At 69.7% G+C, this 25,855-nt stretch carries 24 protein-coding genes; 14 read left to right on the forward strand and 10 right to left on the reverse strand.

Going from position 1 to position 25,855, the window contains the following annotated elements; translation table 11 throughout:
* Positions 1–11 precede the first annotated feature (11 nt).
* The 4 genes from ACZ7L0_RS10825 (at position 12) to ACZ7L0_RS10840 (ending at position 4,285) form a co-directional block, all read left to right on the forward strand.
* The gene (locus ACZ7L0_RS10825; protein WP_471242092.1) at positions 12–1,142 is read left to right on the forward strand and encodes a pectinesterase family protein; all 1,131 of its coding nucleotides are present in this window, start codon (positions 12–14) and stop codon (positions 1,140–1,142) included.
* A gap of 5 nt (positions 1,143–1,147) precedes the next feature.
* Positions 1,148–2,179 (forward strand): pectinesterase family protein, encoded by a 1,032-nt coding sequence (locus ACZ7L0_RS10830; RefSeq protein ID WP_471242093.1) that lies wholly within the window; start codon positions 1,148–1,150, stop codon positions 2,177–2,179.
* 24 nt (positions 2,180–2,203) lie between these two features.
* The gene (locus tag ACZ7L0_RS10835; protein WP_471242094.1) at positions 2,204–3,316 is read left to right on the forward strand and encodes a right-handed parallel beta-helix repeat-containing protein; all 1,113 of its coding nucleotides are present in this window, start codon (positions 2,204–2,206) and stop codon (positions 3,314–3,316) included.
* A 171-nt stretch (positions 3,317–3,487) separates the two neighbouring features.
* Positions 3,488–4,285, forward strand: a complete 798-nt coding sequence (locus tag ACZ7L0_RS10840) for an HAD family acid phosphatase (RefSeq protein WP_471242095.1) — start codon at positions 3,488–3,490, stop codon at positions 4,283–4,285.
* On the opposite strand, the gene ACZ7L0_RS10845 is transcribed toward ACZ7L0_RS10840, so the two are convergent.
* Positions 4,282–6,489: a glycoside hydrolase family 43 protein gene (locus ACZ7L0_RS10845; protein ID WP_471242096.1), complete on the reverse strand. Its 2,208-nt coding sequence runs from the start codon at positions 6,487–6,489 to the stop codon at positions 4,282–4,284. The two genes, ACZ7L0_RS10840 and ACZ7L0_RS10845, sit on opposite strands and share 4 nt — an antisense overlap.
* Before the next feature lie 199 nt (positions 6,490–6,688).
* Here ACZ7L0_RS10845 and ACZ7L0_RS10850 point away from each other — a divergent pair, with 199 nt between their 5' ends.
* Positions 6,689–7,843 (forward strand): right-handed parallel beta-helix repeat-containing protein, encoded by a 1,155-nt coding sequence (locus ACZ7L0_RS10850; protein ID WP_471242097.1) that lies wholly within the window; start codon positions 6,689–6,691, stop codon positions 7,841–7,843.
* A gap of 271 nt (positions 7,844–8,114) precedes the next feature.
* Here the strand turns inward: ACZ7L0_RS10850 and ACZ7L0_RS10855 are convergent, their stop codons facing one another.
* Positions 8,115–8,969 carry a hypothetical protein gene (locus ACZ7L0_RS10855; RefSeq protein WP_471242098.1) on the reverse strand — a complete coding sequence of 285 codons (855 nt, stop codon included), beginning with the start codon at positions 8,967–8,969 and terminating at the stop codon, positions 8,115–8,117.
* Positions 8,966–9,532, reverse strand: a complete 567-nt coding sequence (locus ACZ7L0_RS10860; protein ID WP_471242099.1) for a SigE family RNA polymerase sigma factor — start codon at positions 9,530–9,532, stop codon at positions 8,966–8,968. Before ACZ7L0_RS10860 ends, ACZ7L0_RS10855 begins: the two co-directional genes overlap by 4 nt.
* 233 nt (positions 9,533–9,765) lie before the next feature.
* On the opposite strand from ACZ7L0_RS10860, the gene ACZ7L0_RS10865 reads away from it, so the two are divergent.
* Positions 9,766–11,217, forward strand: a complete 1,452-nt coding sequence (locus tag ACZ7L0_RS10865) for an NCS2 family permease (protein WP_471242100.1) — start codon at positions 9,766–9,768, stop codon at positions 11,215–11,217.
* A 52-nt stretch (positions 11,218–11,269) separates the two neighbouring features.
* Here ACZ7L0_RS10865 and ACZ7L0_RS10870 read toward each other — a convergent pair whose 3' ends face one another.
* Together ACZ7L0_RS10870 and ACZ7L0_RS10875 are read right to left on the reverse strand one after the other, a co-directional pair.
* On the reverse strand, positions 11,270–12,727 hold the full coding sequence (locus ACZ7L0_RS10870) for a penicillin-binding transpeptidase domain-containing protein (RefSeq protein WP_471242101.1): 1,458 nt from the start codon (positions 12,725–12,727) through the stop codon (positions 11,270–11,272).
* Positions 12,728–12,801: 74 nt separating this feature from the next.
* Entirely contained in the window at positions 12,802–13,575 is a 774-nt protein-coding gene (locus tag ACZ7L0_RS10875) for an IclR family transcriptional regulator (protein ID WP_471242102.1), read from the reverse strand.
* Between the two features lie 171 nt (positions 13,576–13,746).
* Here ACZ7L0_RS10875 and ACZ7L0_RS10880 point away from each other — a divergent pair, with 171 nt between their 5' ends.
* The 5 genes from ACZ7L0_RS10880 (at position 13,747) to ACZ7L0_RS10900 (ending at position 18,449) form a co-directional block, all read left to right on the forward strand.
* Complete coding sequence (locus ACZ7L0_RS10880) at positions 13,747–15,276, forward strand: aldehyde dehydrogenase (NADP(+)) (protein ID WP_471242103.1); 1,530 nt, start codon at positions 13,747–13,749, stop codon at positions 15,274–15,276.
* A 37-nt stretch (positions 15,277–15,313) separates the two neighbouring features.
* The gene (locus tag ACZ7L0_RS10885) at positions 15,314–15,922 is read left to right on the forward strand and encodes a DUF1349 domain-containing protein (RefSeq protein WP_471242104.1); all 609 of its coding nucleotides are present in this window, start codon (positions 15,314–15,316) and stop codon (positions 15,920–15,922) included.
* Between the two features lie 46 nt (positions 15,923–15,968).
* Complete coding sequence (locus ACZ7L0_RS10890) at positions 15,969–16,487, forward strand: GNAT family N-acetyltransferase (RefSeq protein ID WP_471242105.1); 519 nt, start codon at positions 15,969–15,971, stop codon at positions 16,485–16,487.
* Between the two features lie 75 nt (positions 16,488–16,562).
* Entirely contained in the window at positions 16,563–17,291 is a 729-nt protein-coding gene (locus tag ACZ7L0_RS10895; protein WP_471242106.1) for a DsbA family oxidoreductase, read from the forward strand.
* A 96-nt stretch (positions 17,292–17,387) separates the two neighbouring features.
* On the forward strand, positions 17,388–18,449 hold the full coding sequence (locus ACZ7L0_RS10900; protein ID WP_471242107.1) for an aminotransferase class V-fold PLP-dependent enzyme: 1,062 nt from the start codon (positions 17,388–17,390) through the stop codon (positions 18,447–18,449).
* Between the two features lie 88 nt (positions 18,450–18,537).
* On the opposite strand, the gene thpD is transcribed toward ACZ7L0_RS10900, so the two are convergent.
* The 5 genes from thpD to ACZ7L0_RS10925 form a co-directional block, all read right to left on the reverse strand.
* Complete coding sequence (gene thpD / locus ACZ7L0_RS10905; RefSeq protein ID WP_471242108.1) at positions 18,538–19,443, reverse strand: ectoine hydroxylase; 906 nt, start codon at positions 19,441–19,443, stop codon at positions 18,538–18,540.
* A 6-nt stretch (positions 19,444–19,449) separates the two neighbouring features.
* A complete protein-coding gene (locus ACZ7L0_RS10910) occupies positions 19,450–19,854 on the reverse strand; it encodes an ectoine synthase (protein WP_471242109.1) in 405 nt (134 codons plus the stop codon).
* Positions 19,855–19,917: 63 nt separating this feature from the next.
* Positions 19,918–21,189: a diaminobutyrate--2-oxoglutarate transaminase gene (gene ectB / locus ACZ7L0_RS10915; protein WP_471242110.1), complete on the reverse strand. Its 1,272-nt coding sequence runs from the start codon at positions 21,187–21,189 to the stop codon at positions 19,918–19,920.
* Between the two features lie 66 nt (positions 21,190–21,255).
* Positions 21,256–21,762 carry a diaminobutyrate acetyltransferase gene (ectA, locus tag ACZ7L0_RS10920; RefSeq protein WP_471242111.1) on the reverse strand — a complete coding sequence of 169 codons (507 nt, stop codon included), beginning with the start codon at positions 21,760–21,762 and terminating at the stop codon, positions 21,256–21,258.
* 320 nt (positions 21,763–22,082) lie between these two features.
* Entirely contained in the window at positions 22,083–23,183 is a 1,101-nt protein-coding gene (locus ACZ7L0_RS10925; protein WP_471242112.1) for a pyridoxal-phosphate-dependent aminotransferase family protein, read from the reverse strand.
* 175 nt (positions 23,184–23,358) lie between these two features.
* On the opposite strand from ACZ7L0_RS10925, the gene ACZ7L0_RS10930 reads away from it, so the two are divergent.
* Genes ACZ7L0_RS10930 through ACZ7L0_RS10940 form a run of 3 tightly spaced genes read left to right on the forward strand, consistent with a single transcriptional unit; the run spans position 23,359 to position 25,851 of the window.
* Positions 23,359–24,222 carry a transporter substrate-binding domain-containing protein gene (locus ACZ7L0_RS10930; RefSeq protein ID WP_471242113.1) on the forward strand — a complete coding sequence of 288 codons (864 nt, stop codon included), beginning with the start codon at positions 23,359–23,361 and terminating at the stop codon, positions 24,220–24,222.
* Positions 24,223–24,226: 4 nt separating this feature from the next.
* Positions 24,227–25,060 (forward strand): amino acid ABC transporter permease, encoded by an 834-nt coding sequence (locus tag ACZ7L0_RS10935; protein WP_471242114.1) that lies wholly within the window; start codon positions 24,227–24,229, stop codon positions 25,058–25,060.
* The gene (locus ACZ7L0_RS10940) at positions 25,057–25,851 is read left to right on the forward strand and encodes an amino acid ABC transporter ATP-binding protein (protein WP_471242115.1); all 795 of its coding nucleotides are present in this window, start codon (positions 25,057–25,059) and stop codon (positions 25,849–25,851) included. The genes ACZ7L0_RS10935 and ACZ7L0_RS10940 overlap by 4 nt, the downstream gene beginning before the upstream one ends.
* The last annotated feature ends 4 nt before the right edge of the window (positions 25,852–25,855 follow it).

Raw genomic sequence — 25,855 nt, forward strand, 5'->3', positions numbered from 1 at the left:
GGAGCATCCACATGCCCTCGCTCCATCCCGAAGTTCCCCTGACCCGACGGCGTTTCCTCGTGGCGGGCGCCGGGGCGGGCGCCGCCCTCGGCCTCACGACCGCCGCCCCCGCCCTGGCCGCCGGCGGCCCGCGCCCGTTCGGCCGGTACGGATCTCCGGCCCGCCGCCTCGACGCGCGGACCCTGTACGTCGATCCGCACGGCCGCGGCGACTTCACCACCGTCCAGGCCGCCGTGACCGCCGCGACCGGCAGCGGCCGGACCCTGGTCCTCGCGCCGGGCACCTACCGGGAGACGGTCGCCGTCGACGCCACCCGCACCGAGGCGACCTGGATCGGCGCCTCGCGGGACCCGCGCGACGTGGTGATCGTGTACGACAACGCGGCCGGCACCCCCAAGCCCGGCGGCGGCACCCACGGCACCACGGGATCGGCCACCACGACCGTGCAGGCCGACGGCTTCACCGCCCGCTGGATCACCTTCGCCAACGACTGGCTGCGCGCCGACCACCCGGACATCACCGGGACGCAGGCGGTCGCCGTCAAGGTGCAGGGCGACCGGAGCGCGTTCGCCCACTGCCGGTTCCTCGGCCACCAGGACACCCTGTACGCCGACTCGACGGCGCTCGGCGTCTTCGCCCGCCAGTACTACGCCCACTGCTACGTCGAGGGCGACGTCGACTTCGTCTTCGGCCGGGCGACGGCCGTCTTCGAGCACTGCCACTTCCGCACCCTGAACCGCACCGACCTGGCCGCCGCCCCGTACGGCTTCGTCTTCGCGCCCTCCACGGCGGGCGCCAACCCGCGCGGATACCTCGTCCGGCACGGTCGCCTCAGCAGCGAGGCCCCCGACGCCGCCTACAAACTGGCCCGCCCCTGGGTGCCCAGTTCCGACCCCACCGCCCGCCCGATGCTGACCGTGCGCGACACCTGGCTCGGCCCCGGTATCGACGCCCTCGCGCCCTACACCAACATGTCGGCCGGCTATCCCTGGCGGTCGATGCGCTTCGGCGAGTACCGCAACACCGGGCCGGGCGCCGAGATCACCGTCCCCGACAACCGGCCCCAACTTACCGCCGACCAGGCCCGGTCGGCGACCCGCGAGGCCTACCTCGGCGACTGGACCCCGTGGAAGGGGTGCTGACGGCCATGCGCAGACGCACCCTGCTCACCGGTGTCGCCGCCGGCCTGGCCGCCGTGGGCACCACCCCGGCCCACGCCCACGGCCGACGCACCCTGCACGTCCGCCCCGGCGACTGCCTTCAGGCCGCCGTGGACGCGATGGACGGGCCCGGCGGCACGATCGTCGTGCACCCGGGGACGTATCGCCAGGTCGTCGACGTCCCGGCGGACAAGGCGGAGCTGACCATCCGCGGCGCCACCCGCGACCCGCGTGACGTCGTCATCGTGTACGACCGCGCGAACGGCACGAAGAAACCGGACGGCACCACCTACGGCACCGCGGGCTCCGCCACCTTCACCTCCGCGGCGCCCGGCCTGACCGTCCGCGACCTGACGCTCGCCAACGACTGGCTGCGTGCCGACCACCCCGACATCACCGGCACACAGGCGGTGGCCGCCTGCACCTACGGCGACCGCACCCACTTCGAGAACGTCCGCCTGCTGGCCCACCAGGACACCCTCTTCGTCGACACCACCGCGCTCGACACCTTCGACCGGCAGTACTTCCACCGCTGCCACATCGAGGGCGACGTCGACTTCGTCTTCGGGCGGGCCACCGCCGTGTTCGAGGAGTGCCACTTCCACACCCTCCAGCGGGACGTGACCTTCACGCCCAAGGGCATGGTCTTCGCCCCCTCCACGGCCCGCGCCAACCCGCACGGCGTCCTCGCCGTGCGCTCGCGCATCACCTCCGGCGCCGAGGACGGGGCGTACAAGCTGGCGCGGCCCTGGGTGCCGTCGTACGAGACGACGGCCTGGCCGTCCCTCGTCGTCCGGGACACCCGGATCGGCCCCGGCATCGACGCCGCGGCGCCCTACACCAACATGCGCGACGCCTACCCCTGGCGGTCGATGCGCTTCGGCGAGTACCGCAACACCGGGCCGGGCGCGGAGATCACCGTCCCCGAGAACCGGCCCCAACTCGCCGACGCCGAGGCCGGGTCGCACACCCCGGCGGCCTACCTCGGCGACTGGAAGCCCCGCATCCAACCCCTGTGAACCGACGGAAAGGACCCGCACTCCATGTCTCGTCGTACCGCTCTCACCCTTGGCGCGACCCTCGCCCTCGGCGCCGGTCTCGCCGTCCTCCCCACCCAGGCACAGGCCGCGACGGTCGTCGTCAGCAACTCCACCGACCTGTCCAACGCCCTGAAGAACGCCACCGCCGGCACGGTCATCCAGGTGCGCGGCGGCACCTACTACCCCACGGCCACCCTCCAGTCCACGGCCAACGGCACCTCGTCCTCGCCCGTCACGCTCACCGCGTACGGCTCCGAGACCGTGAAGATCGACGGCTCGAACCTCCCCGACGGCGACTGGATCTTCAAGCTGACCGCCGACTACTGGAACGTCTCCAACATCACCTTCCAGAACTCCCCGGACAGCGCCGTCGTCTGCCAGTCCTGCACCGGCACCAACTGGAACAACATCAAGACCATCAACGGCGGCGACTCCGGCTTCACCCTCACCGGCGACGGAACGGTCAACAACACCGTCAGGAACCTCGACTCCTACGGCCACTACGACGCCGCGAACCACGGCGAGAACGCCGACGGCATCGCCATCAAGTTCGGCTCCGGCAGCGGAAACCTGGTCACCGGCGCCCGCCTCTACAACAACTCGGACGACGGGATCGACTTCTGGTCCTTCTCCACCCCCGTCACCGTCGAGCACACCTGGTCCTTCGGCAACGGCGTCAACCGCTGGGGCGACTCCGCCTTCGCCGGGGACGGCAACGGCTACAAACTGGGCGGCGACGGCGAGGTCGTCGCCCACGTCGTCAACAACTCCGCCGCCTGGGGCAACGCGGGCAACGGCTTCACCGAGAACTCCAACACCGGCGCGATCGTCATCAACCGCACCACCGCCTACGCCAACAGCAAGTGGGGCTACTACTTCGCCACCAGCTCCGCCAAGCTCGGCAAGAACCTGGCCGTCAGCAACGGCAGCGGCCTCGTCAGCAAGGGCTCCAAGGTGACCTCGGCCGGCAACAACTGGGACTCGGGCATCTCCACCCCGGCCTTCAAGTCCACGGACGCCTCGACCACGTACAACGCCCGCAAGTCGGACGGGTCCCTGCCGTCGACGACGTTCCTGACGACGGGGAGCACGACGATCGGGGCGACGATGGATTAGGGGCCGGAACGGGGGCTCGGCGAACCGTACGACCCGCCGTGCCAATGACCCGGCCATCTGGCCGAATTGGAGTGTATCGATCGGATAAACAGACTCGCGCTCCGGGTGTGATGCGCGTAGACAAAGCGTGACCTGGTGAAACCAACACCCCGAACACATCCCGGAGTTTCCATGCGGAAATCCCTCAGGGCGGCTGCCGTCGTCGCGGCCTGCACCGTCGCGGGCGGCGCCCTGTACGGCGCCGGCGCGGCCACCGCCCATCAGTCGACGGCGAACTCGACCCACGAGCCCTACAACATCGGGCTCCTGGTCAAGGACATCGACACCTACTACGGCACCACGGCGGACGCGGGAGGCGTGTACCAGGCGTCCCCGGACAGCCCCTACGCCAAGGACCTGGCGCGCCTCGACGCGGCGGCGAGGAAGTACATCGACCAGGCGGCCCGCAAGGCGCACCACCGGCACGAGAAGCCCGCGGTCGTCTTCGACATCGACGACACGCTGCTGCTCAGCCTCGACTACGAGAAGCGCTACAACTACACGTACAACTCCACGACGTGGGCCGACTACGTGAACAAGGCGGACCGCCCGGCGGTCTTCGGCAGCCCCGAGCTGGTCCGGTACGCCGAGTCCAAGGGCGTCGAGGTCTTCTACAACTCGGGCCTGAGCGAGGCGCAGCGCACGGCGGCCGTCGCGAACCTGAAGAAGATCGGCGCCGATGTGAACCTCGACGCCGACCACATGTTCCTCAAGGACAAGGCGAACCCGCCGGCCTACCTGAGCGCCTGCGCCACCCCGGGCACCTGGAACTGCACGACCGTGCAGTACAAGTCCGGCACCCGCAAGCACATCGAGGACGACCTCGGGTACGAGATCGTCGCCAACTTCGGCGACCAGTACTCGGACCTGGACGGCGGTTACGCCGACCGGACGTACAAGCTGCCGAACCCGACGTACTTCGTCAGCTAGTCCGCGGCGGCGGCCCGTACGGGCCTGATCGAGTCCAGGGTCGGCACGACCGGCTCGATCGTCCCGTCGGCCGCGAACCGCATACGGTCGATCGTCGTCTCCCGGTGCATACCGTCACCGCCCGCCCTGCCGGGGCCGTTCAGCGCGAACCGGTGGTAGACGATGTACCAGTCGTCGGTGCCGGGCGCGTTCACCACGGAGTGGTGGCCGGTGGCGAGGATGCCGTACTCGGGACGCTTGGACAGGATCGTCCCCCGCTTGGTCCACGGGCCGAGCGGGGACGGTCCCGTCGCGTACGCCACGTGGTAGTTCTCGCTGCGGGTGTCGTCCTCGGACCACATGAAGTAGTACGTGCCGTTCCGCTTGATCACAAAGGAACCCTCACGGAAGTCGCCCGTGGTGATGTCCTTCACCTTCGCGGGGTCGTACGACGTCATGTCGTCGTTCAGCGGGACCACGTACGCGTGCCCGTTGCCCCAGTAGAGGTACGCCTGCCCGTCGTCGTCCGTGAACACGGCCGGGTCGATCATCTGGCCCGCCGGCTTCCCCTTGGCGACGAGCGGTTTGCCGAGGGCGTCCTTGAACGGGCCGGCCGGTGAGTCGGCCACCGCCACGCCTATCTGCTGCTCCGCGCAGAAGTAGAAGTAGTACCTGCCGTTTCGCTCGGCGATCGCGGGCGCCCAGGCGTTCTTGTCCGCCCACGACACGTCCGGCCCGAGGTCCAGGATCACACCGTGGTCCTTCCAGTGGACCAGGTCCTTCGACGAGTACGCCTTGAAGCTCGTGCCGCTCCACCCCTGGAAGCCGTCGGTCGTCGGGTAGATCCAGTACTCGCCGTTCAGGTAGTGGACGTCCGGGTCGGCGTTCAGGCCGGGCAGGATCGGACTTCGGGTGCGGACGGCCTCGACCGTCCAGGTGCGGGTCGTGCCGTCCGCCGCCGTCACCGTGTATGTGCGCGGCTTGCGGAAGTCGCGCCGCGTGCCGGACCCCGGGGTGACCCTGGCGCCCTCGCCCACCCACAACCTCGGCGCCAGCCGGGACAGATCGGCGTCCGGCTCCATCGGCAGCACGACCTTCGACGCCGACTCGGTGACGATCGCGTACCCCTTCTGGTCCTTCGCCGTCGCGTCCACCACGGACGTCGGCGTGCTGGGATACGCGGCCAGTAGGCGGTCGTACTCCGCCTGTGTCACCGGCATCACCGTGCCGTGCCGGGGGCTCGCCGGGAGCTGGTAGTCGGTGGACATCGTCCACTTGCCCGAGTCGAGGTCGGTCGTCTCGAAGGGGACGTACCCGCGCAGGCCGTACTCGTCGATGAACAGGTACCACTTCTTCTCGGTGTTCGACTTGAACACCGTCGGGCCCTCACCGCGTTCGATGGAGCCGCTGCCGATGCAGTCGGCGACGAAGTCGTACTTGGTGCTGGTCAGGCTGGTCGACTTCTCCCCGGTGATGAACTTCGAGCAGGGGGAGCTGGAGGAGGGGTCCCGCTCGTCCTTGGTGTAGCGGTAGTAGGTGTCCTCGTACTTGACCACGGTCGAGTCGATGACCGAGTAGCCCGGGTCGTCCCAGACCTTCGGCGCGCTGAAGGCGCGGAAGTCCTTCGTCGTCGCGTAGAGCATCTTGTTGTACGTCGAGCCCGTGTGCTCGGGGTCGTCGTCGGCGTACAGCTTCGACGCCCAGAAGACGACGTACTCCCCGAGCGAGTCGTCCCAGTAGGCCTCCGGCGCCCAGGTGTTGCCCGCGGTGTCGGGCGCGACCTTCACCAGGCGCTGGTCGGTCCAGTGCACCAGGTCGGTGGACTCCCAGATCATGATGGACTTGCTGCCGTGCCGCTGCACGTCGTCCCAGCTGCCGCTGCTGTTCTGGTACATGCGCAGGTCGGTGGCGATCAGATAGAACTTGTCGCCCTCGGGGGAGCGGATCACGAACGGGTCGCGCAGGCCCTTCTCACCGATGGTGGAGGTAAGGACCGGCTTGCCCGCGTTCAGCTCCCGCCAGTGCAGGGGGTCGTTGCCCCGGCTGAGGGCGTAGCGGATCTGCTCGCCGTCGGCGGTGCCCTCGCCGGTGAAGTAGGCGAAGAGGTAGCCGGCGTACTTGGGGTGTTTCACGGGTGGGGCTCCTGAGTGCGCGGTGCCGGGTGGGGCGGCGAACAGGGTGAGGAGGAGGGTGAGACAGGTGAGGAGCGCGGCTCGTATGCGCATGGGCAATCCTGTCGGAGCGTGGGGGATTCTGTTGAGTGTTGCGCCCTCGGAGTCTCACCAGTGGGAAACAGGACGTCAATCGATGAGAGCGGGATGAGAACCGGCGAAAGTTTCGCTCGTTCTCGCTCGGCCGCGGCAACCTCTTCCGGCCACGGCGGCGACTCGTGTGCGTAGCATCCCCCTAGGAAAGGAACGCCCAGTGCGTCAGAGCACCGGACGCCACCGCAGGACGCGCACCCTCTCGATCGCGGCCACGGTGGCCGTCGCCGCGGGGTCGGGCGGCGTCTACCTCGGCCTGTCGAACGGCGGCGCCCAGGCGGCCACGACGACGGTCACCGTGTCCACCACCGCGCAGTTGGAGTCGGCCGTGAAGAACGCGACCGCCGGCACCGTCATCCAGGTGCGCGCGGGCACGTACTACCCGAGGGCCACCCTGAAGTCGACGGCCAGCGGCACCGGTTCGAACCGGATCACGCTCCAGGCGTACGGCAGCGAGAAGGTGAAGATCGACGGGTCCAAGCTGCCCGCCGGCTCCTGGCTCGCCGGGATCTACGGCAGCTACTGGACCGTCCAGAACCTCACCTTCCAGAAGTCCCCGGCCCAGGGCCTCGTCGTCACCTCCTCCACCGGCGGGTTCTTCAAGAACCTGGTCACCGCAAACAACGGCGACTCCGGCTTCACCCTGCGCGGCGACAACACGGTCGACAACCTCGTGCAGAACCTGGACAGTTACGGCAACTACGACGCCGCCGGGCACGGCCAGAACGCCGACGGCATCGCCATCAAGTTCGGCTCCGGCACGGGCAACAAGATCACCGGCGCCCGCCTGTACAACAACTCGGACGACGGGCTCGACCTCTGGCAGTTCTCCTCGCCCGTCACCATCGAGCACTCCTGGGCCTTCGGCAACGGCAAGAACCGCTGGAACGACGCGGCCTTCGAGGGCAACGGCAACGGCTTCAAGCTGGGCGGCGGGGGCGTCGCGGTCGCGCACGTCGTCAACAACGACGCGGCCTGGGACAACACCCTCAACGGTTTCACCGAGAACTCCAACACCGGCGCGGTCGTGCTGAACCGCAACACCGCGTACGCCAACACCGAGGCCGGCTTCTACTTCGCCACCGGCAAGGCCCGCCTCGCCCGCAACCTCGCGGTGAGCAACAAGGGCGGCCTGGACAAGCTGGGTTCGGCCACGGTCTCCGCCGCGAACAACTGGGACAGCGGTGTCAGCACCCCGGCGTTCAAGTCGACCGACGCCACGACCGCCTACGGCGCCCGCAAGTCGGACGGTTCGCTGCCCGCGACGACCTTCCTGACCACGGGCTCGACCGCGATCGGCTCGACCATGAACTAGCCCGTCGGCACGGAGAAGAACGCCCCGCCGGTCGTCACCGGCGGGGCGTTCTCATGGCCGGGCCGAGGGGGGCTCAGCCGGCCGTGCCGGCCGAGGGGGGCTCAGGCCGGCAGTTCGAGGCGGTACCGCGCGGGGTCGCTCTGCCACGCACTGAAAGGGACGTTGAAAACGAACACATGGTTGTTTCCGCGGTACGAACCCGTGGTCAGCGAGGGTATGGTTCCTGGTCGCCACCGGTACGCGAAAGGGTTGCCGCGTCCCGGAGATTTCTCTAGGAGTCGCCCTCGCTCGCGTCCTGGGCCGCGAAATCGCCCTTCACGGCGTACTGCCCGGTGCCCGCGGCGCCCGTGATCGTGTAGGCGTCGTCCTTCGCGTCCCGGCCGCCGCGCTCGTGGTTGTACTGCCCGGCGAAGACCCACTCGCCGACCGGGACCGTGCGGCCCTCCTTGAGCACCCACCGGTAGACGAGGAAGCCGTCCTTCTCCTCGACCGTCTGCGTGAAGTCGACCTCGGGAAGCGACCGCCAGGCGCCCGCCGTGGAGACCCCGCCGGTCTGCGCGACCTTCAACTCGACCGTGAGCGCGGTCAGCTTCCGTGTCGTCTTCAGGGTCAGGTTGCTCTGCGCCCAGAAGTCGTTGCTGTGCGGGTCGACCGAGCCGTCGGACCACAGCGGGCCGTCCTGCACCCCCTGTGCGGCGGGCGCCTTCGCGGTGGCCGAGGCCTTCGGAGCCGGGGTCGGGGTCGAACTCGGCGTGCGGGACGGCCGCGTGGCGCCGCCGGAGCCGGCCGTCGGGGTCGCCGAGCGGACCGGCGGTCGCGTCGTCGCGTCCGGCGACGGCGTGGGAGTCGGCGAGACCGCGACCGTCTGCTGCGCGGGAGTGTCGTCCTTCACCGCGGACGCCACCGCGTACCCGCCGACCGCGAGGACACCGGCCACCGCCGCCGTGGCGCTCACCACCCGGAACCAGCCGAGCACCGGCGGGCGCGTCGCCCGGTGGTCGGTGCGGCCCTGGGCGGCCATGCCCCGCTCGACCCGGGCCAGGATGCGCGCGCGGTCGGGTTCGTGCGCCTCGGCCGCCTCGTGCAGCCGGGCGCGCAGCTCGTCGTGCACGTCCTGCTGCCTCATCGGTTCCTACCTCCGGTCTCGCCGCCGCGCGCCATCGCCGCGTGCACCTTCTGCGGAGCGCGTTGGGTGCCGAGCAACCGCTGCAGTTCGGCCATCCCCTTCGACGTCTGGCTCTTAACCGTACCCACGGACACCCCCAGCGCGAGCGCGGTGTCCTTCTCCGACAGGTCGAAGGCGTGCCGCAGCACCACACACGCCCGCTTCCTGAACGGCAGCCTGCGCAGCGCCTCCTGGACGTCCACCACGCCCGCGACGTCGGGGTTCTCGGTCTTCTCCTCGCGGTGCGACCAGAACAGCGCGATCCGGCGGCGCTCGCGCACCGCGCTGCGGATGCGGGTACGGGCCAGGTTGGCGACCACGCCCCGGGCGTACGCCACCGGGTGGTCGGCCGCGCGCACCCGGTCCCAGCGGTGCCACAGCGCGAGCAGCGCGTCCGCGGCCAGGTCGTCGGCGGCGTCCGCCTCTCCGGTCAACAGGTGGGCGAGACGGGAGAGTTCGGCGTAGTGCCGTTCGAAGAAGGCATGGAACTCCACGGAGGCGGCGTCGTCGACGACTGTGCCCACGAGGGACCTCTCTGTGCGTGTCATGTAAATGACATGTGATCGTCCGGGGTGGCCGGGACGGAGATCCGGAAGCGTAGCAGTGCTGAATCACTCAATTTGTGCGGGGTCTCGAACACCGGTTGACCGGCCGACGTCTGATTCCGTAACACGGAGAAAACCTGAAAGCGGTTCAACGAGGGAACAATCCAGCCAGCATCCGCAGACCGATCATCAGGCAACAAGGAGCAGCAACCATGTCCGAGACGCAGAAGGTGGCCGACCGGCCGAGTGCCGCGCCACCCGCGGCGAGCAGTGTCGACCGCTATTTCAGAATCTCCGAACGGGGATCGACCCTCGGCCGGGAGATACGCGGCGGCTTCGCCACCTTCTTCACCATGGCGTACATCCTTGTCCTGAACCCGATCATCCTGGGCAGCGCCAAGGACAAGTTCGGTCACACCCTCGACACCGGCCAACTGGTCACCGCGACCGCCCTGGTGGCCTGTGTGATGACGGTCATCATGGGCGTCGGCGGCAACCTGCCGCTCGCCATCGCCGCCGGCCTCGGCCTCAACGCCGTCGTGGCCTTCCAGCTCGCCCCGCTGATGAGCTGGGACGACGCCATGGGCCTGGTCGTCCTCGAAGGCGTCCTGATCTGCGTGCTGGTCCTCACCGGACTGCGCAAGGCGATCATGAACGCCATCCCGCAGCAGCTCAAGCAGGCCATCGGCGTAGGCATCGGCCTGTTCATCGCGTTCATCGGCTTCGTCGACGCCGGGTTCGTCAGCCGCATCCCCGACGCCGCGAACACCACCGTGCCGGTACAGCTGGGCGCCGTCGGCCGGCTCACCGGCTGGCCGGTCCTGGTGTTCTGTCTCGGTGTGCTGCTCACCATCGCGCTGCTCGCCCGCAAGGTGAAGGGCGCGATCCTGATCAGCATCGTCACCATGACGGTCGTCGCGATCGTCATCGACGCCGTCGCCGACGTGAAGAGCTGGGGCCTGACCACCCCGAAGGTCCCGGACAAGATCGTGGCCGCCCCCGACTTCGGACTCGTCGGTCACTTCAGCCTGTTCGGCGGCTTCGCCGAGGCCGGGGTGCTCACCGCCGTCCTGCTGGTCTTCACCCTGATCCTGTCCGACTTCTTCGACGCCATGGGCACCATCGTCGGCATCAGCGCCGAGGCCGGGCTGCTCGACGAGGAGGGCCAGGTGCCGGGCATCGGCCGGGTCCTGTTCATCGACGGCGCCGCCGCAGTGGCCGGCGGGATCGGCTCCGCCTCCTCCAACACCGCCTACATCGAGTCCGCGGCCGGCGTCGGCGAGGGCGCCCGCACCGGCTTCGCCAACCTGGTCACCGGCGGCCTCTTCGGTCTCGCGCTCTTCCTCACCCCGCTGCTCACCATCGTCCCGCTCCAGGCCGCCGCGCCCGCGCTGATCGCGGTCGGCTTCCTGATGATGACCCACGTCAAGCACATCGACTGGGACAGGTACGAGATCGCCATCCCGGCCTTCCTCACCATCGCCGCGATGCCGTTCACGTACTCCATCACCGACGGCATCGGCGCCGGCTTCCTGGCGTACGTCGTCATCAAGACCGTCCTCGGCAAGGCCAAGGAGGTCAACTGGCTGCTGTGGGGCGTCTCGGCGCTGTTCCTGGTGTACTTCGCGATCGACCCGGTGGAGCAGATCCTCGGCGTCAAGTGAGGTCGGGGGCGGCTCACCGGAGCCGCCCCTTCCGATCCCCTGGTCCTGGCTCCTAGTTCCGCAGGGCGGCCTTCATCATCGCCTTGGCCACCGGCGCCGCCAGGCCGTTGCCGCTCACCTCGGAGCGGGCCGCGCCGGACTGCTCGACCACGACCGCGACGGCGACCTCCTTGCCGGACGAGTCGGACTTGCCGTACGAGGTGAACCAGGCGTACGGCGTCTTGCTGTTGTTCTCGCCGTGCTGGGCGGTACCGGTCTTGCCACCCACGGTCACACCGTCGATCTTCGCGTTCGTACCGGTGCCCTGCTCCACGACCGTGCGCATCGCCGACTGCAACTGCTCCGCGGTCGAGGAGCTGATGATCTCCTTGCTGCCCGCGCTGTCGTCGTAGTCCTTCAGCACATCGCCGCCGCTGTCGGTGATCTGCGAGACCATATGCGGCGAGACCAGCTTGCCGCCGTTGGATATGGCGGCCGACACCATGGCCATCTGGAGCGGGGTGGCGGTGACGTCGAACTGGCCGATGCCCGACAGGGCCGTCTGCGCCTTGTCCAAGTCCGATGGGTACACGCTCGCGAAGGCCCGCACCGGCACGTCGAGCCGGTCGTCGTTGAAGCCGAACTTCTCGGCCATCGCCTTCACCTTGTCCTGGCCGAGGTCGACGGCCATCTTCCCGAAGACGTTGTTGCAGGAGTACCGCAGGGCGACGCTTATCGAGGCGTTCTCGCAGGGAGCGGCGGTGTTCTCGTTCGCGAGGGGCTTGGTGGTGCCCGGCAGGGTGTACGGGTCCGGGCTGACGGTGTGCTCGTCCACGTTCTGGTACAGCCCGTCCTCCAGCGCGGCGGCCGCCACCACCAGCTTGAACGTCGAGCCCGGCGGCAGCGGCTGGCGCAGCGCGCGGTTGATCAGCGGCTTGTCCGCGTCCTCGGTGAGCTTCTTCCAGGCCGTGCCCGCGCTACCGGCGCCGGCCAGTGACGAGGGGTCGTACGACGGCGTCGACACCGTCGCGAGGATCTTGCCGGTTTTCGGGTCGATCGCGACGGCCGCGCCCTTGTTGCCGCCGAGCGCGTCGTACGCCGCCTTCTGCACGTCGGGGTCGATCGTGGTGAGCACGTTGCCCGGTTCGGCGCGCTTGCCGGTGACCGTGTCCATGGCGCTCTTGAGACGGTTGTCGGTGCCGTTCAGGACATCGGCGTAGATCCCCTCCAACTGGGTCGGCGTCAGTGTCTGCGACGCGTAGCCCGTCACCGCCGCGTACAGCTCGCCGTCCTTGTACGTGCGTTTGTACGCGAGGTCGCTGCCCTTGGTCCGGGCCGAGCCGGTGATCGACTCGCCGGCCACGATGATGTTCCCCAGCGGCTCCGCGTAGGTCTGGATCGCGTTGCGCCGGTTGTCGTTGTCGTCCGCGAGGGCCTTGCCGTCGTAGAACTGCACCCATGTCGCCCTGACCAGCAGGGTCAGCACGAGCAGCAGCGCGAAGACGGACGCCCGCCTGATCGTCTTGTTCATCCCGCACAGAAGACGAGTGGCGGGGCGGCGGTCGTTCCCGTTCGCCCGCTTTTCTCATCGCGGGTTCATGAAACTCAGAGCCTGCGCGTCGCCAGCGTCAGCCGGTCCCGGGCGTCGAACAGGGCGTCCTTGATCATCTGCTCGTGGGCGGGGGTCAGCCGCGCCACCGGCACCGAGCAGCTGATCGCGTCGCGGGCGGGGGTGCGGTACGGGACCGCCACGCCGAAGCAGCGCAGGCCCAGCGTGTTCTCCTCGCGGTCCACGGCGAAGCCCTGCTCCCGCACCAGGTGCAGCTCCTCGATGAGCTTCTCCCGGTCGGTGATGGTGTGCTCGGTCAACGCGGGCAGCGTCTGCGGCAGCAGCTTGCGCACCTGCTCGTCGGTGTGGGTGGCCAGCAGCGCCTTGCCCAGCGAGGTCGAGTGCGCGGGGAGGCGGCGGCCGACCCGGGTGAAGGGCCGCAGGTAGTGCTGCGACTGGCGGGTGGCCAGGTACACCACGTTCGTGCCGTCCAGACGGGCCAGGTGGATGGTCTCCGTGGTGTCGTCGGAGAGCCGGTCCAGCGTCGGCCGGGCCGCCGCCACCACCTCGTCGCCGTCGATGTACGACGTGCCGACGAGCAGCGCCCGCACCCCGATGCCGTACCGCGTGCCCGTCGCGTCCGTCTCCACCCAGCCCAGCTCCACGAGCGTGCGGAGCAGCATGTACAGGCTGGACTTGGGATAGCCGACGGCCTCCTGGACCGCCGCGAGGGAGTGCATACCGGGCCGGCCGGCGAAGTACTCGAGCAATTCCACGGTCCGCACCGCGGACTTGACCTGCGCCCCGCCGCCTGTCTCGCCTGCCGACATCGCCCTTGACCCCTTCGTTGGACGGGAAATAGTCTCCAACAGCATATTCATCATCAGAGACAGTGTTCAGTATATCGAACGCCCCTGGTCGATGGCCCGGCTGAGCAATACATGGCTGAGCAACACATGGCTGAGCAACACATGGCTGAGCAACACATGGAGGGACCCGCGGTGGCAGCAGCACCAGTCTGGAGTGTCGACCCGCGCAACGGGAAGCAGCGTGAACAGGTTGCGGTGGAGGCCACAGCCCAGGAGGTGGACGCCACCGTCGAGGCGGCGCACGCCGCGCGCGGCGCCCTGACCGATCGCGCGGTCCGCTCCGCGTTCCTGCGCTCCGCCGCCGCCGGTCTGCAGGCGGCCAAGGACGCCCTGGTGGAGACCGCCGACGCCGAGACCGCCCTCGGCCCGGTCCGGCTGACCGGCGAACTCGCCCGCACCTGCTATCAGTTGCGGGCCTTCGCGGACATCGTCGACGAGGGCGCCTTCCTCGATGTCATCATCAACCACCCCGACGACACCGCCACTCCGCCGATTCCGGACCTGCGCCGCTACAAGGTGCCCCTGGGCGTGGTGGCCGTCTACTCGGCGTCCAACTTCCCCTTCGCCTTCTCGGTCGCCGGCGGTGACACCGCGAGCGCGCTGGCCGCCGGCTGCCCGGTGGTCGTCAAGGCCCACCCCGACCACCCGGCCCTGTCCGAACTGGTCGCCAAGGTACTGCGCCGGGCCGCCGCCGAGCACGGCATCCCCGAGGGCGTCGTCGGCCTGGTCCACGGCTTCGAGGCGGGCATCGAGCTGATCAAGCACCCGCGGATCACCGCCGCCGGCTTCACCGGGTCCATCCGCGGCGGGCGCGCGCTCTTCGACGCCGCGGCCGCGCGTCCGGTTCCGATCCCCTTCCACGGTGAGCTGGGCTCGCTGAACCCCGTGGTCGTCACCGAGGCCGCCGCCGCCGAGCGCGCGGAGGCCATCGGCACCGGTCTCGCCGGGTCGATGACCCTGGGCGCCGGCCAGTTCTGCGTCAAGCCCGGCCTGGTCCTCGTGCCGTCCGGCGCGGCGGGCGACGGCCTGGTCAAGTCGCTCACCGACGCGGTCAGCGACACCGACGCGGGTGTCCTCCTCGACCACCGCATGCGGGACAACTTCATCGCCGGGGTCGCCGAGCGCGCGGAGCTTCCCGACGTGGAGTCCCCGGTGACCCCGGGCGCGGGCGGCGAGCACACGGTCAGCGCGGGCTTCCTGACGGTGCCGGCGAGCAGGCTGGCCGAGGAGGGCGCGTACGACCTGCTGCTGGAGGAGTGCTTCGGGCCGGTGACGGTGGTCGTCCGGTACGACGACGAGGGCGAGGCGACGGCCGTCCTGTCCCGGCTGCCCGGCAACCTCACCGCCACGGTCCACCTGTCGGCGGACGAGGCGGCGGGCGAGGGCCGGGGCGCGGAGATCCTGGCGGAGCTCACGCCGCTGGCCGGCCGGGTGCTGGTGAACGGGTGGCCGACGGGTGTGGCGGTCGCTCCGGCCCAGCATCACGGTGGGCCGTACCCGGCGACGACCTCGACCTCGACGTCTGTCGGCGGTACGGCGATCGAGCGGTGGCTGCGGCCGGTCGTCTATCAGGGCGCGCCTGCCGCGCTGCTGCCGCGGGAACTCCGGGACGAGAATCCGCTGGGGCTTCCCCGGCGGTTCAACGGGGTTCTGGAGCGGTAACGCCGTACGGACGCAGTTGACCGGCGACTCTTGGGTGATGGACGTGAACCTTCCCGAACTGCCCTTTCCCCTCCGTACCTACGGTCCCGAGGGCAACTGGTCCTACGAGGACGGTGTGCTCACCGGGTGGGCCGGGCCCCGGCAGGACCGGTTCGTGACGCCGACCGGGGAGGCGTTGGAGCCCGCCTCCGACGCGCCCCGGCTGCTGGGGGAGCCCGAGGGGGACTTCCAGCTGATCGCGCGGGTCACCGTCGGGTTCGCCGGTGCCTTCGACGCGGGGGTGCTCTACGTCCACGTCGGGGAGCGGGCCTGGGCCAAACTGTGCCTGGAGTACTCCCCGGACGTGCCCACCGTCTGCACGGTGGTCACCCGGGGACACTCCGACGACGCCAACTCCTTCACCGTGGACGGCAGTTCGGTGTGGCTCCGGATCAGCCGCACCGGCCGCGCGTTCGCCTTCCACGCCTCCCGGGACGGCGTGCGCTGGACCTTCGTACGGCTCTTCACGCTGGGCGAGGAGAAGGAGACGGGCGCGGCGCTGGTCGGCTTCATGACGCAGTCGCCGATGGGGGAGGGGTGCGTGGTGACGTACGACCACATCGAGTTCAGGCCCGGCTGGCCGGACGACCTGCGGGACGGGAGCTGAGCAGCCGTCCGGGAACCACGGCCGCGGCGGACGCGTCCTGTGTTGCATGATCAAACCGCATGGGACCATCGACGCTCTGGTGATCAGGACCGCTCTGCCCGCCGACGCCCCGGCCGTCGCCGAGCTGCATGTGCGCGCCCGGTCCACGTACTACCCGGAGGGCCTCCCGGACGACGGCTTCGACTGGGCGGCGCTGTGGCGGGAGGCCATCGAGCGGCCCGAGGGCCATGTGCTGTGCGCGGTCCAGGACGCCCGGCTGGTGGGCATCGCCTCCTTCCGCACCCCCGAGGACACCCCCGCCGAAACCGTGAAGCTGTACCAGTTCCACGTCGACCCCGGTCACTGGCGCGCGGGCATCGGCACGGCGCTGCACGCCGCCTGCGTCGACCAGTGGCGGGCCGACGGCAAGCGGACGGCCGTGCTCGACGTGCACGTGGACAACGCGCGCGCCCAGGCCTTCTACGCCCGCCAGGGCTGGATCCCGGACCCGGAGAACCCGCCCGCCGAGGGGGATCACCACCTTGACCTGCGCTACGCGGTGCCCGGAACGCGGGACGGGGAATGAAAGAAGCTGCTTGAAGGTTCATGCACTCGGCGGAGGGAGTCTCCGTACCCGTGCGACCTGGAGAGAGCCGAAGACATGCGCGTCGAGATCTGGAGCGACATCGCCTGCCCCTGGTGCTATGTGGGCAAGGCCCGCTTCGAGAAGGCGCTGGCGGCCTTCCCGCACCGCGATCAGGTCGAGGTCGTGCACCGCTCCTTCGAGTTGGACCCGGGCCGTGCCAAGGGTGACGTCCAGCCGGTGATCGCCATGCTGACCAAGAAGTACGGCATGAGCGCGGCACAGGCCGAGGCCGGCGAGGACAACCTGGGCGCGCAGGCCGCCGCCGAGGGCCTGGACTACCGCACCCGGGGCCGCGACCACGGCAACACCTTCGACCTGCACCGCCTGCTGCACTTCGCCAAGGAGCAGGGACGGCAGGACGAGCTGATCCAGATCCTGTACCGGGCCAACTTCGCCGAGGAGCGGTCCCTCTTCACCGAGGGCGACGAGCGGCTGGTGGAGCTGGCGGTCGAGGCCGGTCTGGACGCCGACGCCGCCCGTGCGGTGCTCGCCGACCCGGCCGCCTACGCCGACGAGGTCCGCGCCGACGAGCGCGAGGCCGCCCAGCTCGGCGCGAACGGCGTGCCCTTCTTCGTCCTCGACCGCACGTACGGCGTCTCCGGCGCCCAGCCCGCCGAGGTCTTCACCCAGGCGCTGACCCAGGCCTGGGGCGAGCGCTCGCCGCTGAAGCTCGTCGACCAGGGTGACCGGGGGGACGCGGCGGCCTGCGGTCCGGACGGGTGCGCGGTGCCGCAGCAGGGATGAAAACCGCAGCTCAGGCGGCACTTATAAGCCCTGCTTAGCGGATCCACGTAAAAATCCGCGATGGACGGTGACTTCCCCGGGCCGCAGAGTGGACCCATGGAGACCTTGGAGAGCCTCGAGAATCTCGTCCGCGCCGAGTTCACCCCGAAGAGCACCCATCTGAACACCGCGAGCAACGGCCTGCTGCCCGCCCGCACCGTCGCCGCCCTGCACGAGGCGGCGGTGCTGCGGGCCGAGGGCAGGCCGCTGACCCCGCTGTACGAGGACGTGGAGGCCTGCCGGGCCGCGTACGCCCGGCTGGCCGGTGTCCCCGTCACTCGGGTGGCGGCCGGAGCCTCGGTCGCCGCGCACACCGGTGTGATCGCCGCCTCGCTGCCCGCGGGCGCCGAAGTCCTCACCGCCGAGGACGACTTCACCTCCGTGCTGAACCCGTTCCACGTGCGCGGCGACCTCAAGGTCCGCACGGTCCCGCTGGAGCGGATCGCCGAGTCCGTCCGCCCGGACACCGCACTGGTCGCGGTCAGCGCCGCGCAGTCCGCCGACGGGCGGATCGCCGACCTGCCCGCCCTGCGGGAGGCCGCCCGCAGCCACGGGGCACGCACCTACGTCGACTTCTCCCAGGCGGCGGGCTGGCTGCCGATGGACGCCGACGCCTACGACTTCACCGCCGCCGTCTCCTTCAAGTGGCTGCTCGGCCCGCACGGCGCGGCCTTCCTCGTGGTCCCGGAGGACTTCGGCGGACTGACGCCGGTGCTCGCGGGCTGGGTCGCGGCCGAGACGCCGTGGGACAGCTGTTACGGCCCGGTCGCCGAACTCGCCCACTCGGCACGGCGGTTCGACCTGACCCACGCGCTGTTCACCTTCGCGGGGCTGCGCCGCTCCCTCGACCTGATCGAGGAACTCGGCGTGGCCGCCGTCCACCAGCACGACCTGGCCCTCGCCGACCGGTTCCGGGACGGCCTCGCGACGCTCGGCCACGAGCCCGTGCCCGCCCCCGGCTCGGCGATCGTGTCGGTACCCGGACTCGGCGAGCGGCAGCCGGAGCTGAGCCGCGCGGGGATCGAGGTCTCCAACCGCGCGGGCAACCTGCGCGCGTCCTTCCACCTGTACAACACACCCACGGACGTCGACCGCCTGCTGAACGCACTGTCGAACTGAGCCCACCCCCGGCCCCGGCCGGGCTGGGCTCACCGCAGGGGGCGCAACCTGTCGCCCCCTGAAGTGGCCAGCCCCGGCCGGGCGCGCCTCAGCGCACCGGGGTGAAGTCCCGGGCGCCGATGAATTCCGGTCGGCGTACCGGGGCCGCGAACGGCTCGACCGCCTGGTTCTCCACGCTGTTGAACACGATGAAGACGTTGCTGCGGGGGAACGGCGTGATGTTGTCGCCGGACCCGTGCATGCAGTTGCAGTCGAACCAGGTCGCCGAGCCGGCCCGGCCGGTGAACAGCTTGATGCCGTACTCGCCCGCCAGCTTGGTCAGCGCCTCGTCGGAGGGCGTGCCCGCGTCCTGCATCTGCAGCGACTTCTTGTAGTTGTCCTTGGGTGTGGCGCCGGCACACGCCAGGAACGTCCGGTGCGAGCCCGGCATGATCATGAGCCCGCCGTTGGTGTCGTAGTTCTCGGTCAGCGCGATCGAGACGGACACCGTCCGCATGTTCGGCAGACCGTCCTCGGCGTGCCAGGTCTCGAAGTCCGAGTGCCAGTAGAAGCCGCTGGCCCCGAAGCCCGGCTTGACGTTGATCCGGGACTGGTGGACGTAGACGTCCGAGCCGAGGATCTGCCGGGCCCGCCCGACGACCCGCTCGTCGCGCACCAGGTTCGCGAACACCTCGCTGATCCGGTGCACCTCGAAGACGGACCGGATCTCCTGCGACCGCGGCTCGACGATCGACCGCTCGTCGGCCCGGATCCCCGGATCGGCGACGAGCCGCTCCAGCTCCTGGCGGTAGACGGCGACTTCGTCGTCGGTGATCAGCTGGTCGACGGCGAGGAAGCCGTCACGCTCGTACGACTGGAGGTCGGTGGCCGAGACCGGGCCGGGGGTGTCGGGGGAGCCCCAGACGACCGGGTCCTGGCGGGGGACCGACACCTCGGTGGCGCCGCGGCTGGGGTACAGGTCGGTGACGGTGGTCGTGGTGGTCGTGGTGGTCACTGCTCGTCACACCTCCTCGGGCTCGGTGAGCAGCGGGTAGACGCCGTTCTCGTCGTGGTCCTCCCGTCCCGTCACGGGCGGGTTGAACACGCAGAGGCAGCGGAAGTCCTCCTTGACGCGCAGCGTGTGCCGCTCGTGGCCGTCGAGGAGGTACATGGTGCCGGGAGTGATCGTGTGCGTCTCCCCGGTCTCGTGGTCGGAGAGCTCGGCCTCGCCCTCGACGCAGACGACGGCCTCGATGTGGTTGGCGTACCACATCGACGTCTCCGTACCGGCGTACAGAATCGTTTCGTGCAGGGAGAAGCCGACCCTTTCCTTGGCCAGGACGATGCGCTTGCTCTCCCAGGTGCCGGACGCGGCCCTCACATGGCGGTCGGTGCCTTCGATGTCCTTGAACGATCGGACGATCACGGTGGTGCGATGCCTCCTTGCTAGGTGTTTCAGATTTCCGGTGATTCAGGTCTTTCCGGTGCCTCAGGCTGTCTCGCGGACGGCGCGGGCGAGGACACGCAGGCCCGCGTCGAGCTCGTCCGGCGTGATGGTGAGAGCCGGGAGCAGCTTGACGACCTCGCTCTCCGGGCCCGAGGTCTCGATCAGCAGCCCGAGTTCGAAGGCGCGGTGCGCCACGCGTCCGGCCCGGCCCTTGTCGTGGAACTCCAGGCCCCACACGAGCCCGCGTCCCCGGTACTCCTTCACATCCGCGAGGTTCTCCTCGGTGATGGAGATCAGGGCCTGCTCGACCTGCTCACCCCGTGCCCGGGTCTGCTTCTCCATCGCCGAGCCGTCCGCCCAGTAGGCCTCCAGGGCGGCGGTGGCCGTGACGAACGCCGGGTTGTTGCCGCGGAAGGTGCCGTTGTGCTCGCCCGGCTCCCAGATGTCGAGCTCGGGCTTGAACAGGCACAGCGACATCGGCAGCCCGTAGCCGCTGATGGACTTCGAGACGGTGACGATGTCCGGCACGATCCCGGCCTCTTCGAAGGAGAAGAAGGCGCCGGTACGGCCGCAGCCCATCTGGATGTCGTCGACGATCAGCAGCATGTCCTGGCGCTCGCACAGACCGGCGAGCGCGCGCAGCCACTCCGGGCGGGCGACGTTGATGCCGCCCTCGCCCTGCACCGTCTCCACGATCACGGCGGCGGGCTTGTTGAGTCCGGACCCCTGGTCCTCCAGCAGCCGCTCGAACCAGAGGAAGTCCGGGACCTTGCCGTCGAAGTAGTTGTCGAAGGGCATCGGGGTCCCGTGCACGAGCGGTATGCCCGCGCCGGCCCGCTTGAAGGCGTTGCCGGTGACGGCCAGCGAACCCAGGGACATCCCGTGGAAGGCGTTGGTGAAGGACACGATCGCCTCGCGCCCCTTCACCTTCCGCGCCAGCTTCAGCGCGGACTCCACCGCGTTGGTGCCGGTCGGCCCCGGGAACATGACCTTGTACGGCAGGTCGCGCGGCCGGAGCACCAGGTTCTGGAAGGACTCCAGGAAGGCGCGCTTGGCGGTGGTCGACATGTCGAGCCCGTGGGTGACGCCGTCCCGCTCCAGGTAGTCGATCAACGCCCGTTTCAGTACGGGGTTGTTGTGCCCGTAGTTGAGGGACCCGGCGCCGGCGAAGAAGTCCAGGTACGCGTGGCCGTCCTCGTCGTACATGCGGCTGCCCTGCGCGCGGTCGAAGACGGTGGGCCAGCCGCGGCAGTAGCTGCGCACCTCGGACTCGACGGTCTCGAAGACACTGAGGTCCGGCTGGGTGATGGTCACGACGAATCGCTCCTCGTTGCGTGGGGGGGAGTGCGTGGGGAGTACGTGGGGGGCTGTGCGTGGAGGTCAGGCGGAGAGGGGCCCGATGCGGTACAGGACCTCGGGCTCGTGGGGTCCGTCGGGGAACAGGCCCGTGTCGAAGAGGACCTCGCGGGAGACCGATGCGCCGTGCCGGTCGGCGTACGAGGTGAACAGGCGCTCGGACGCGGTGTTGCCCGGGGTGATCGTGGTCTCCACGGAGGTGATCCCGTGCTCGGTGGCGAGCCGTGCGGTCAGTCCGTCGAGCAGTGCGGCCGCGATCCCGCGGCCCCGGTGGGTCGCGTCCACCGCCACCTGCCAGACGAACAGGGTGTGCGGCTGCTCCGGCCGTACGTACCCGGTGACGAAGCCGACCGGTTCTCCGTCGGCCCCGCGCGCCACCGCCGTCGTACCGGCGAAGTCACGACACCACAGCAGATAGCTGTAGGAGGAGTTCAGGTCGAGGTTTCCGGAGTCCTTGGCAATACGCCAGAGCGCGGCTCCGTCCGCGACCGCCGGGCGGTCGATGAGCAAGTCTGCTTGTGCGGCAGTCATGCGGATTGAATTTACCGATGGAAATTCAAAAATGCATGGCCGATCTGGGTTACTTCGGTGGGGGTCCTGTGTTATCGCGCGGGCGCGGGCAGGTGCGCGACGAGGTGGCGATATGTACTGGTTTGGTCGGCCCAAAAGGTGCAAAAGGGTGCACCTGTGTAATGCGTCACAGGCATGTAACCCGCTCGAAAACTCGTGGTGTTTACGCCTCGGAAAAACGGGCAGAAGCACTTGGGAAAGCTACCCGTTAATAAGAATTAGCAAATCACCTTGAATTCATGCTCCGGCCACCGTCAATACGCCCGGGGCGCGCCCGGCCGCTATCCCCGGAAATCCGCCGCGGTCTGCCGTGCCCCCTCGATGTCCACGGTCAGCCCCTGTTCCGCCAGCGCCGCGCCCAGCGCCGCCAGGGAGGCCTGGACCGTGCCCACCGTCGCGTCCACCCCGTAGTGGTTGACCCGGATCATCTCCTTGGCCAGCGCGCCGCCACCCGCGGCCAGCGGCAGCGCGGGGTCGTGCGCCAGCGCCCGGGCCACCACCTCGGACGCGACCACGTCCGACGGCACCCGCAGGGTCGTGGCGACCGGCGCCGCGTCCCGCTCCTCGTACACATAGGGCTCCAGCCCCCCGCCCAGAGCCACCGCCCCCGCGCGGGTGGCCAGCGCGGCGCGGCGGTGGCGTGCCATCACGGCCTCCGGTCCCACCGTCTCGATCCGCTCCAGACACGCCTCCAGCGCGAGCATCTCCAGCTGCGCGGGAGCGTGCAGCAGCGTCTCGCGGCCGCCGTCGATCCAGCGCTCCTTCCAGTCGAGCAGCGACAGGTACGAGCGGCGCGGCGCCCGCGGGTTCGCCGCCATCCGCGCCCAGGCCCGCTCGCTCACCGACACCGCCGACACGCCCGCCGGACCGCCCATCGCCTTCTGCGCCCCGATCACGCACAGGTCCACGCCCCACGCGTCCGGCAGCACCGGCTCGGCCCCGACGGAGGCGACCGCGTCCAGATAGAAGAGGGCGCCCTGCTCCCGTACCGCCTCGCCGATCTCCGCGACCGGGTTGGTGTTGCCGGTCGCCGCCTCCGCGTGCACCAGCGACACGAAGTCGATCTCCGGGTGCTCGGCGAAGGCCTCCCGGATCCGCGCCGCCGTGACCGCCGTGTGGAAGGGCACCGCCAGGTCGTGCACCGTGGCGCCGCAGTCCCGCAGCCAGCTCCCGAAGGTCTGCCCGTACGGACCGGTGATGACGTTCAGCGCGGTCGTGCCCGGCCCGGCCGTCGCCCGGATCGCCCCCTCCAGCGGCAGCAGCGCCTCACCCTGTGTGATCACGACGTCCTGCCGGGTGCCGAGCAGCTTGGCCACCCGGTCCTCGATCGAGGCGAACCGCGCGGCGCTCAGCGGGGGAAGGTCGAGAAAGGCGTGGGTCACTGCGTGCTCTCCTCGCACACGGGGAACAGGTGATGTCGAGCGTAACCGGCCGGAGTCAGCCGCCTCCGACCGGCGACTTCTTAGGCCGGACGGCCTTGCGGCCATCGGTTTGGTTTGAGACACCCAAACATCTCCTTATAATCGGAACCCACAGTTCCCCCACAGGAGGCCCCCCGTGAACACCCTCTCCGGGCGCCGGACCCGCATCCTGGCCGCCACCACCGCGACGGCCGGGCTGGTGCTCGTGGCTGTCGGTACCTCCGGCTGCACCTCCACCGACAGCGGCGGCAGCGGTTCGAAGACCGCCGCCGGCGGGGTCCGGCTCGCCAAGGCGGGGCAGCTCACCACCTGCACCCACCTGCCCTACCCGCCCTTCCAGTCGGAGATCGGCGGCAAGGTCCAGGGCTTCGACGTCTCCCTCGTCGACCTGGTCGCCAAGGACCTCGGCGTGAAGCAGGCCATCGTCGACACGCCCTTCGAGAACTTCAAGACCGGCGCCTTCCTCAATTCCGGCCAGTGCGACCTCGCCGCGGCCGGCATGACCATCACCGCCGAGCGCAAGAAGCACGTCGACTTCTCCGACCCCTACTTCAACGCCACCCAGGCCGTCCTCGTCGACAAGAAGAGCGGCGTCAACTCCCTGGCCGACATCAAGGCCAAGGGCAAGAAGCTCGGCGCCCAGGCGCAGACCACCGGCGAGGACTACTCCAAGAAGCAGGGCTTCGACCCGGTCTCCTTCGAGTCCTCCGACGCGGTGCTCAACGGCCTGCGCACCGGCCAGGTCCAGGCCGTCATCATCGACTACCCGGTGGTCCAGGGCTGGCTGAAGGACAAGGCCAACGCCGGCGCCTTCAAGGTGGTGGACAACCTCAACACCGGTGAGCAGTACGGCTTCACGGTCAAGAAGGGCAACACCAAGCTCCTCGCCGCCGTCAACAAGGCGATCGCCGACGCCAAGGCCGACGGCACGTACAAGAAGCTGTACGAGAAGTGGATCGGCCCCTACGACGCGTCCGCCGCCTCCCCCTCGGCCTCCTGACCTCATGACCGACACCGACGTACCGGTCCGGCCCGTGAAGAAGGGACTGACCCGGACCCAGAAGCGCAGGCTGTCGCGCGGCGTCCAGTACGCCGTCTTCGTCGCCGCCGTGATCGCCTTCGCGGTCACGGCCGACTGGGGACAGCTGCAGAACCAGTTCGCGCAGCTCGACATCGCGCGCCAGATGTTCCCGGACGTCATCACGCTGGCGCTGAAGAACACCGTGCTCTACACCGTGTCCGGCTTCGTCGTCGGACTGGTGCTGGGCATGCTCCTCGCGCTGATGCGGCTGTCGTCCGTGGGCCCGTACCGCTGGCTCGCGGGCGTCTACATCGAGATCTTCCGCGGCCTTCCCGCCCTGCTGATCTTCATCTTCATCGGTGTGGCCGTCCCCCTGGCCTTCCCCGGAACCGAGATCATCGGCGGCACCTACGGCAAGGTCGCCCTGGCGCTCGGCCTGGTGGCGGCCGCGTACATGGCGGAGACGATCCGCGCCGGCATCCAGGCCGTCCCCAAGGGGCAGATGGAGGCGGCGCGTTCGCTGGGCTTCTCGCCCGCCCGGGCCATGGCCTCGATCATCGTCCCGCAGGCGTTCCGGATCATCCTCCCGCCGCTCACCAACGAACTCGTCCTGCTCTTCAAGGACTCCTCGCTGGTGCTGTTCCTGGGCGTCACCCTGGAGGAGCGCGAACTGTCCAAGTACGGACGCGACCTCGCCAGCACGACCGCCAACTCCACGCCGATCCTCGTCGCCGGCCTGTGCTACCTGCTGGTCACGATCCCGCTCGGCTTCCTCGTCCGCCGTATGGAGGCCAAGGCCCAGGAGGCCGTCAAGTGACCACTCCCGAGGTCCGGATCCAGGACCTGCACAAGTCCTTCGGCGACAACGAGGTGCTGCGCGGCATCGACCTGGAGATCGGCCAGGGCGAGGTGGCCTGCGTCATCGGCCCCTCCGGCTCAGGCAAGTCGACGCTGCTGCGCTGTGTGAACCTGCTGGAGGAGCCCACCAAGGGCCGGGTCTTCGTCGGCGGCACCGAACTGACCGACCCCGACGTCGACATCGACGCCGTGCGCCGTCGCATCGGCATGGTCTTCCAGCAGTTCAACCTCTTCCCGCACCTCACGGTGACCGAGAACCTCACCCTCCCGCAGCGCCGGGTGCTGAGGCGGGACAAGGCGACGGCCGCGAAGGTGGCCGCCGAGAACCTCCGGCGCGTGGGCCTGTCCGACAAGGCGGACGCCTACCCCTCCTCCCTCTCCGGCGGCCAGCAGCAGCGCGTCGCCATCGCCCGCGCGCTGGCGATGGACCCCCAGGTGATGCTGTTCGACGAGCCGACCTCGGCGCTCGACCCGGAGCTGGTCGGGGACGTCCTCGCGGTGATGCGGGTGCTGGCGAGGGAGGGCATGACGATGATCGTCGTCACCCATGAGATGAGCTTCGCCCGCGAGGTCGCCGACCGGGTCGTCTTCATGGACGGCGGCGTGATCGTCGAGGACGGCTCCCCGGACCAGGTCATCGGCGCCCCCGCCCACGAGCGCACCCGCCACTTCCTCTCCCGCCTCCTCGACCCGGCGATGGCGGAGGTGGAGGAGGAGACCTCGGACCAGGTGGGCAAGGCCGAGCGGTAGCTCA

Source organism: Streptomyces sp. NPDC039424, from assembly GCF_055639495.1.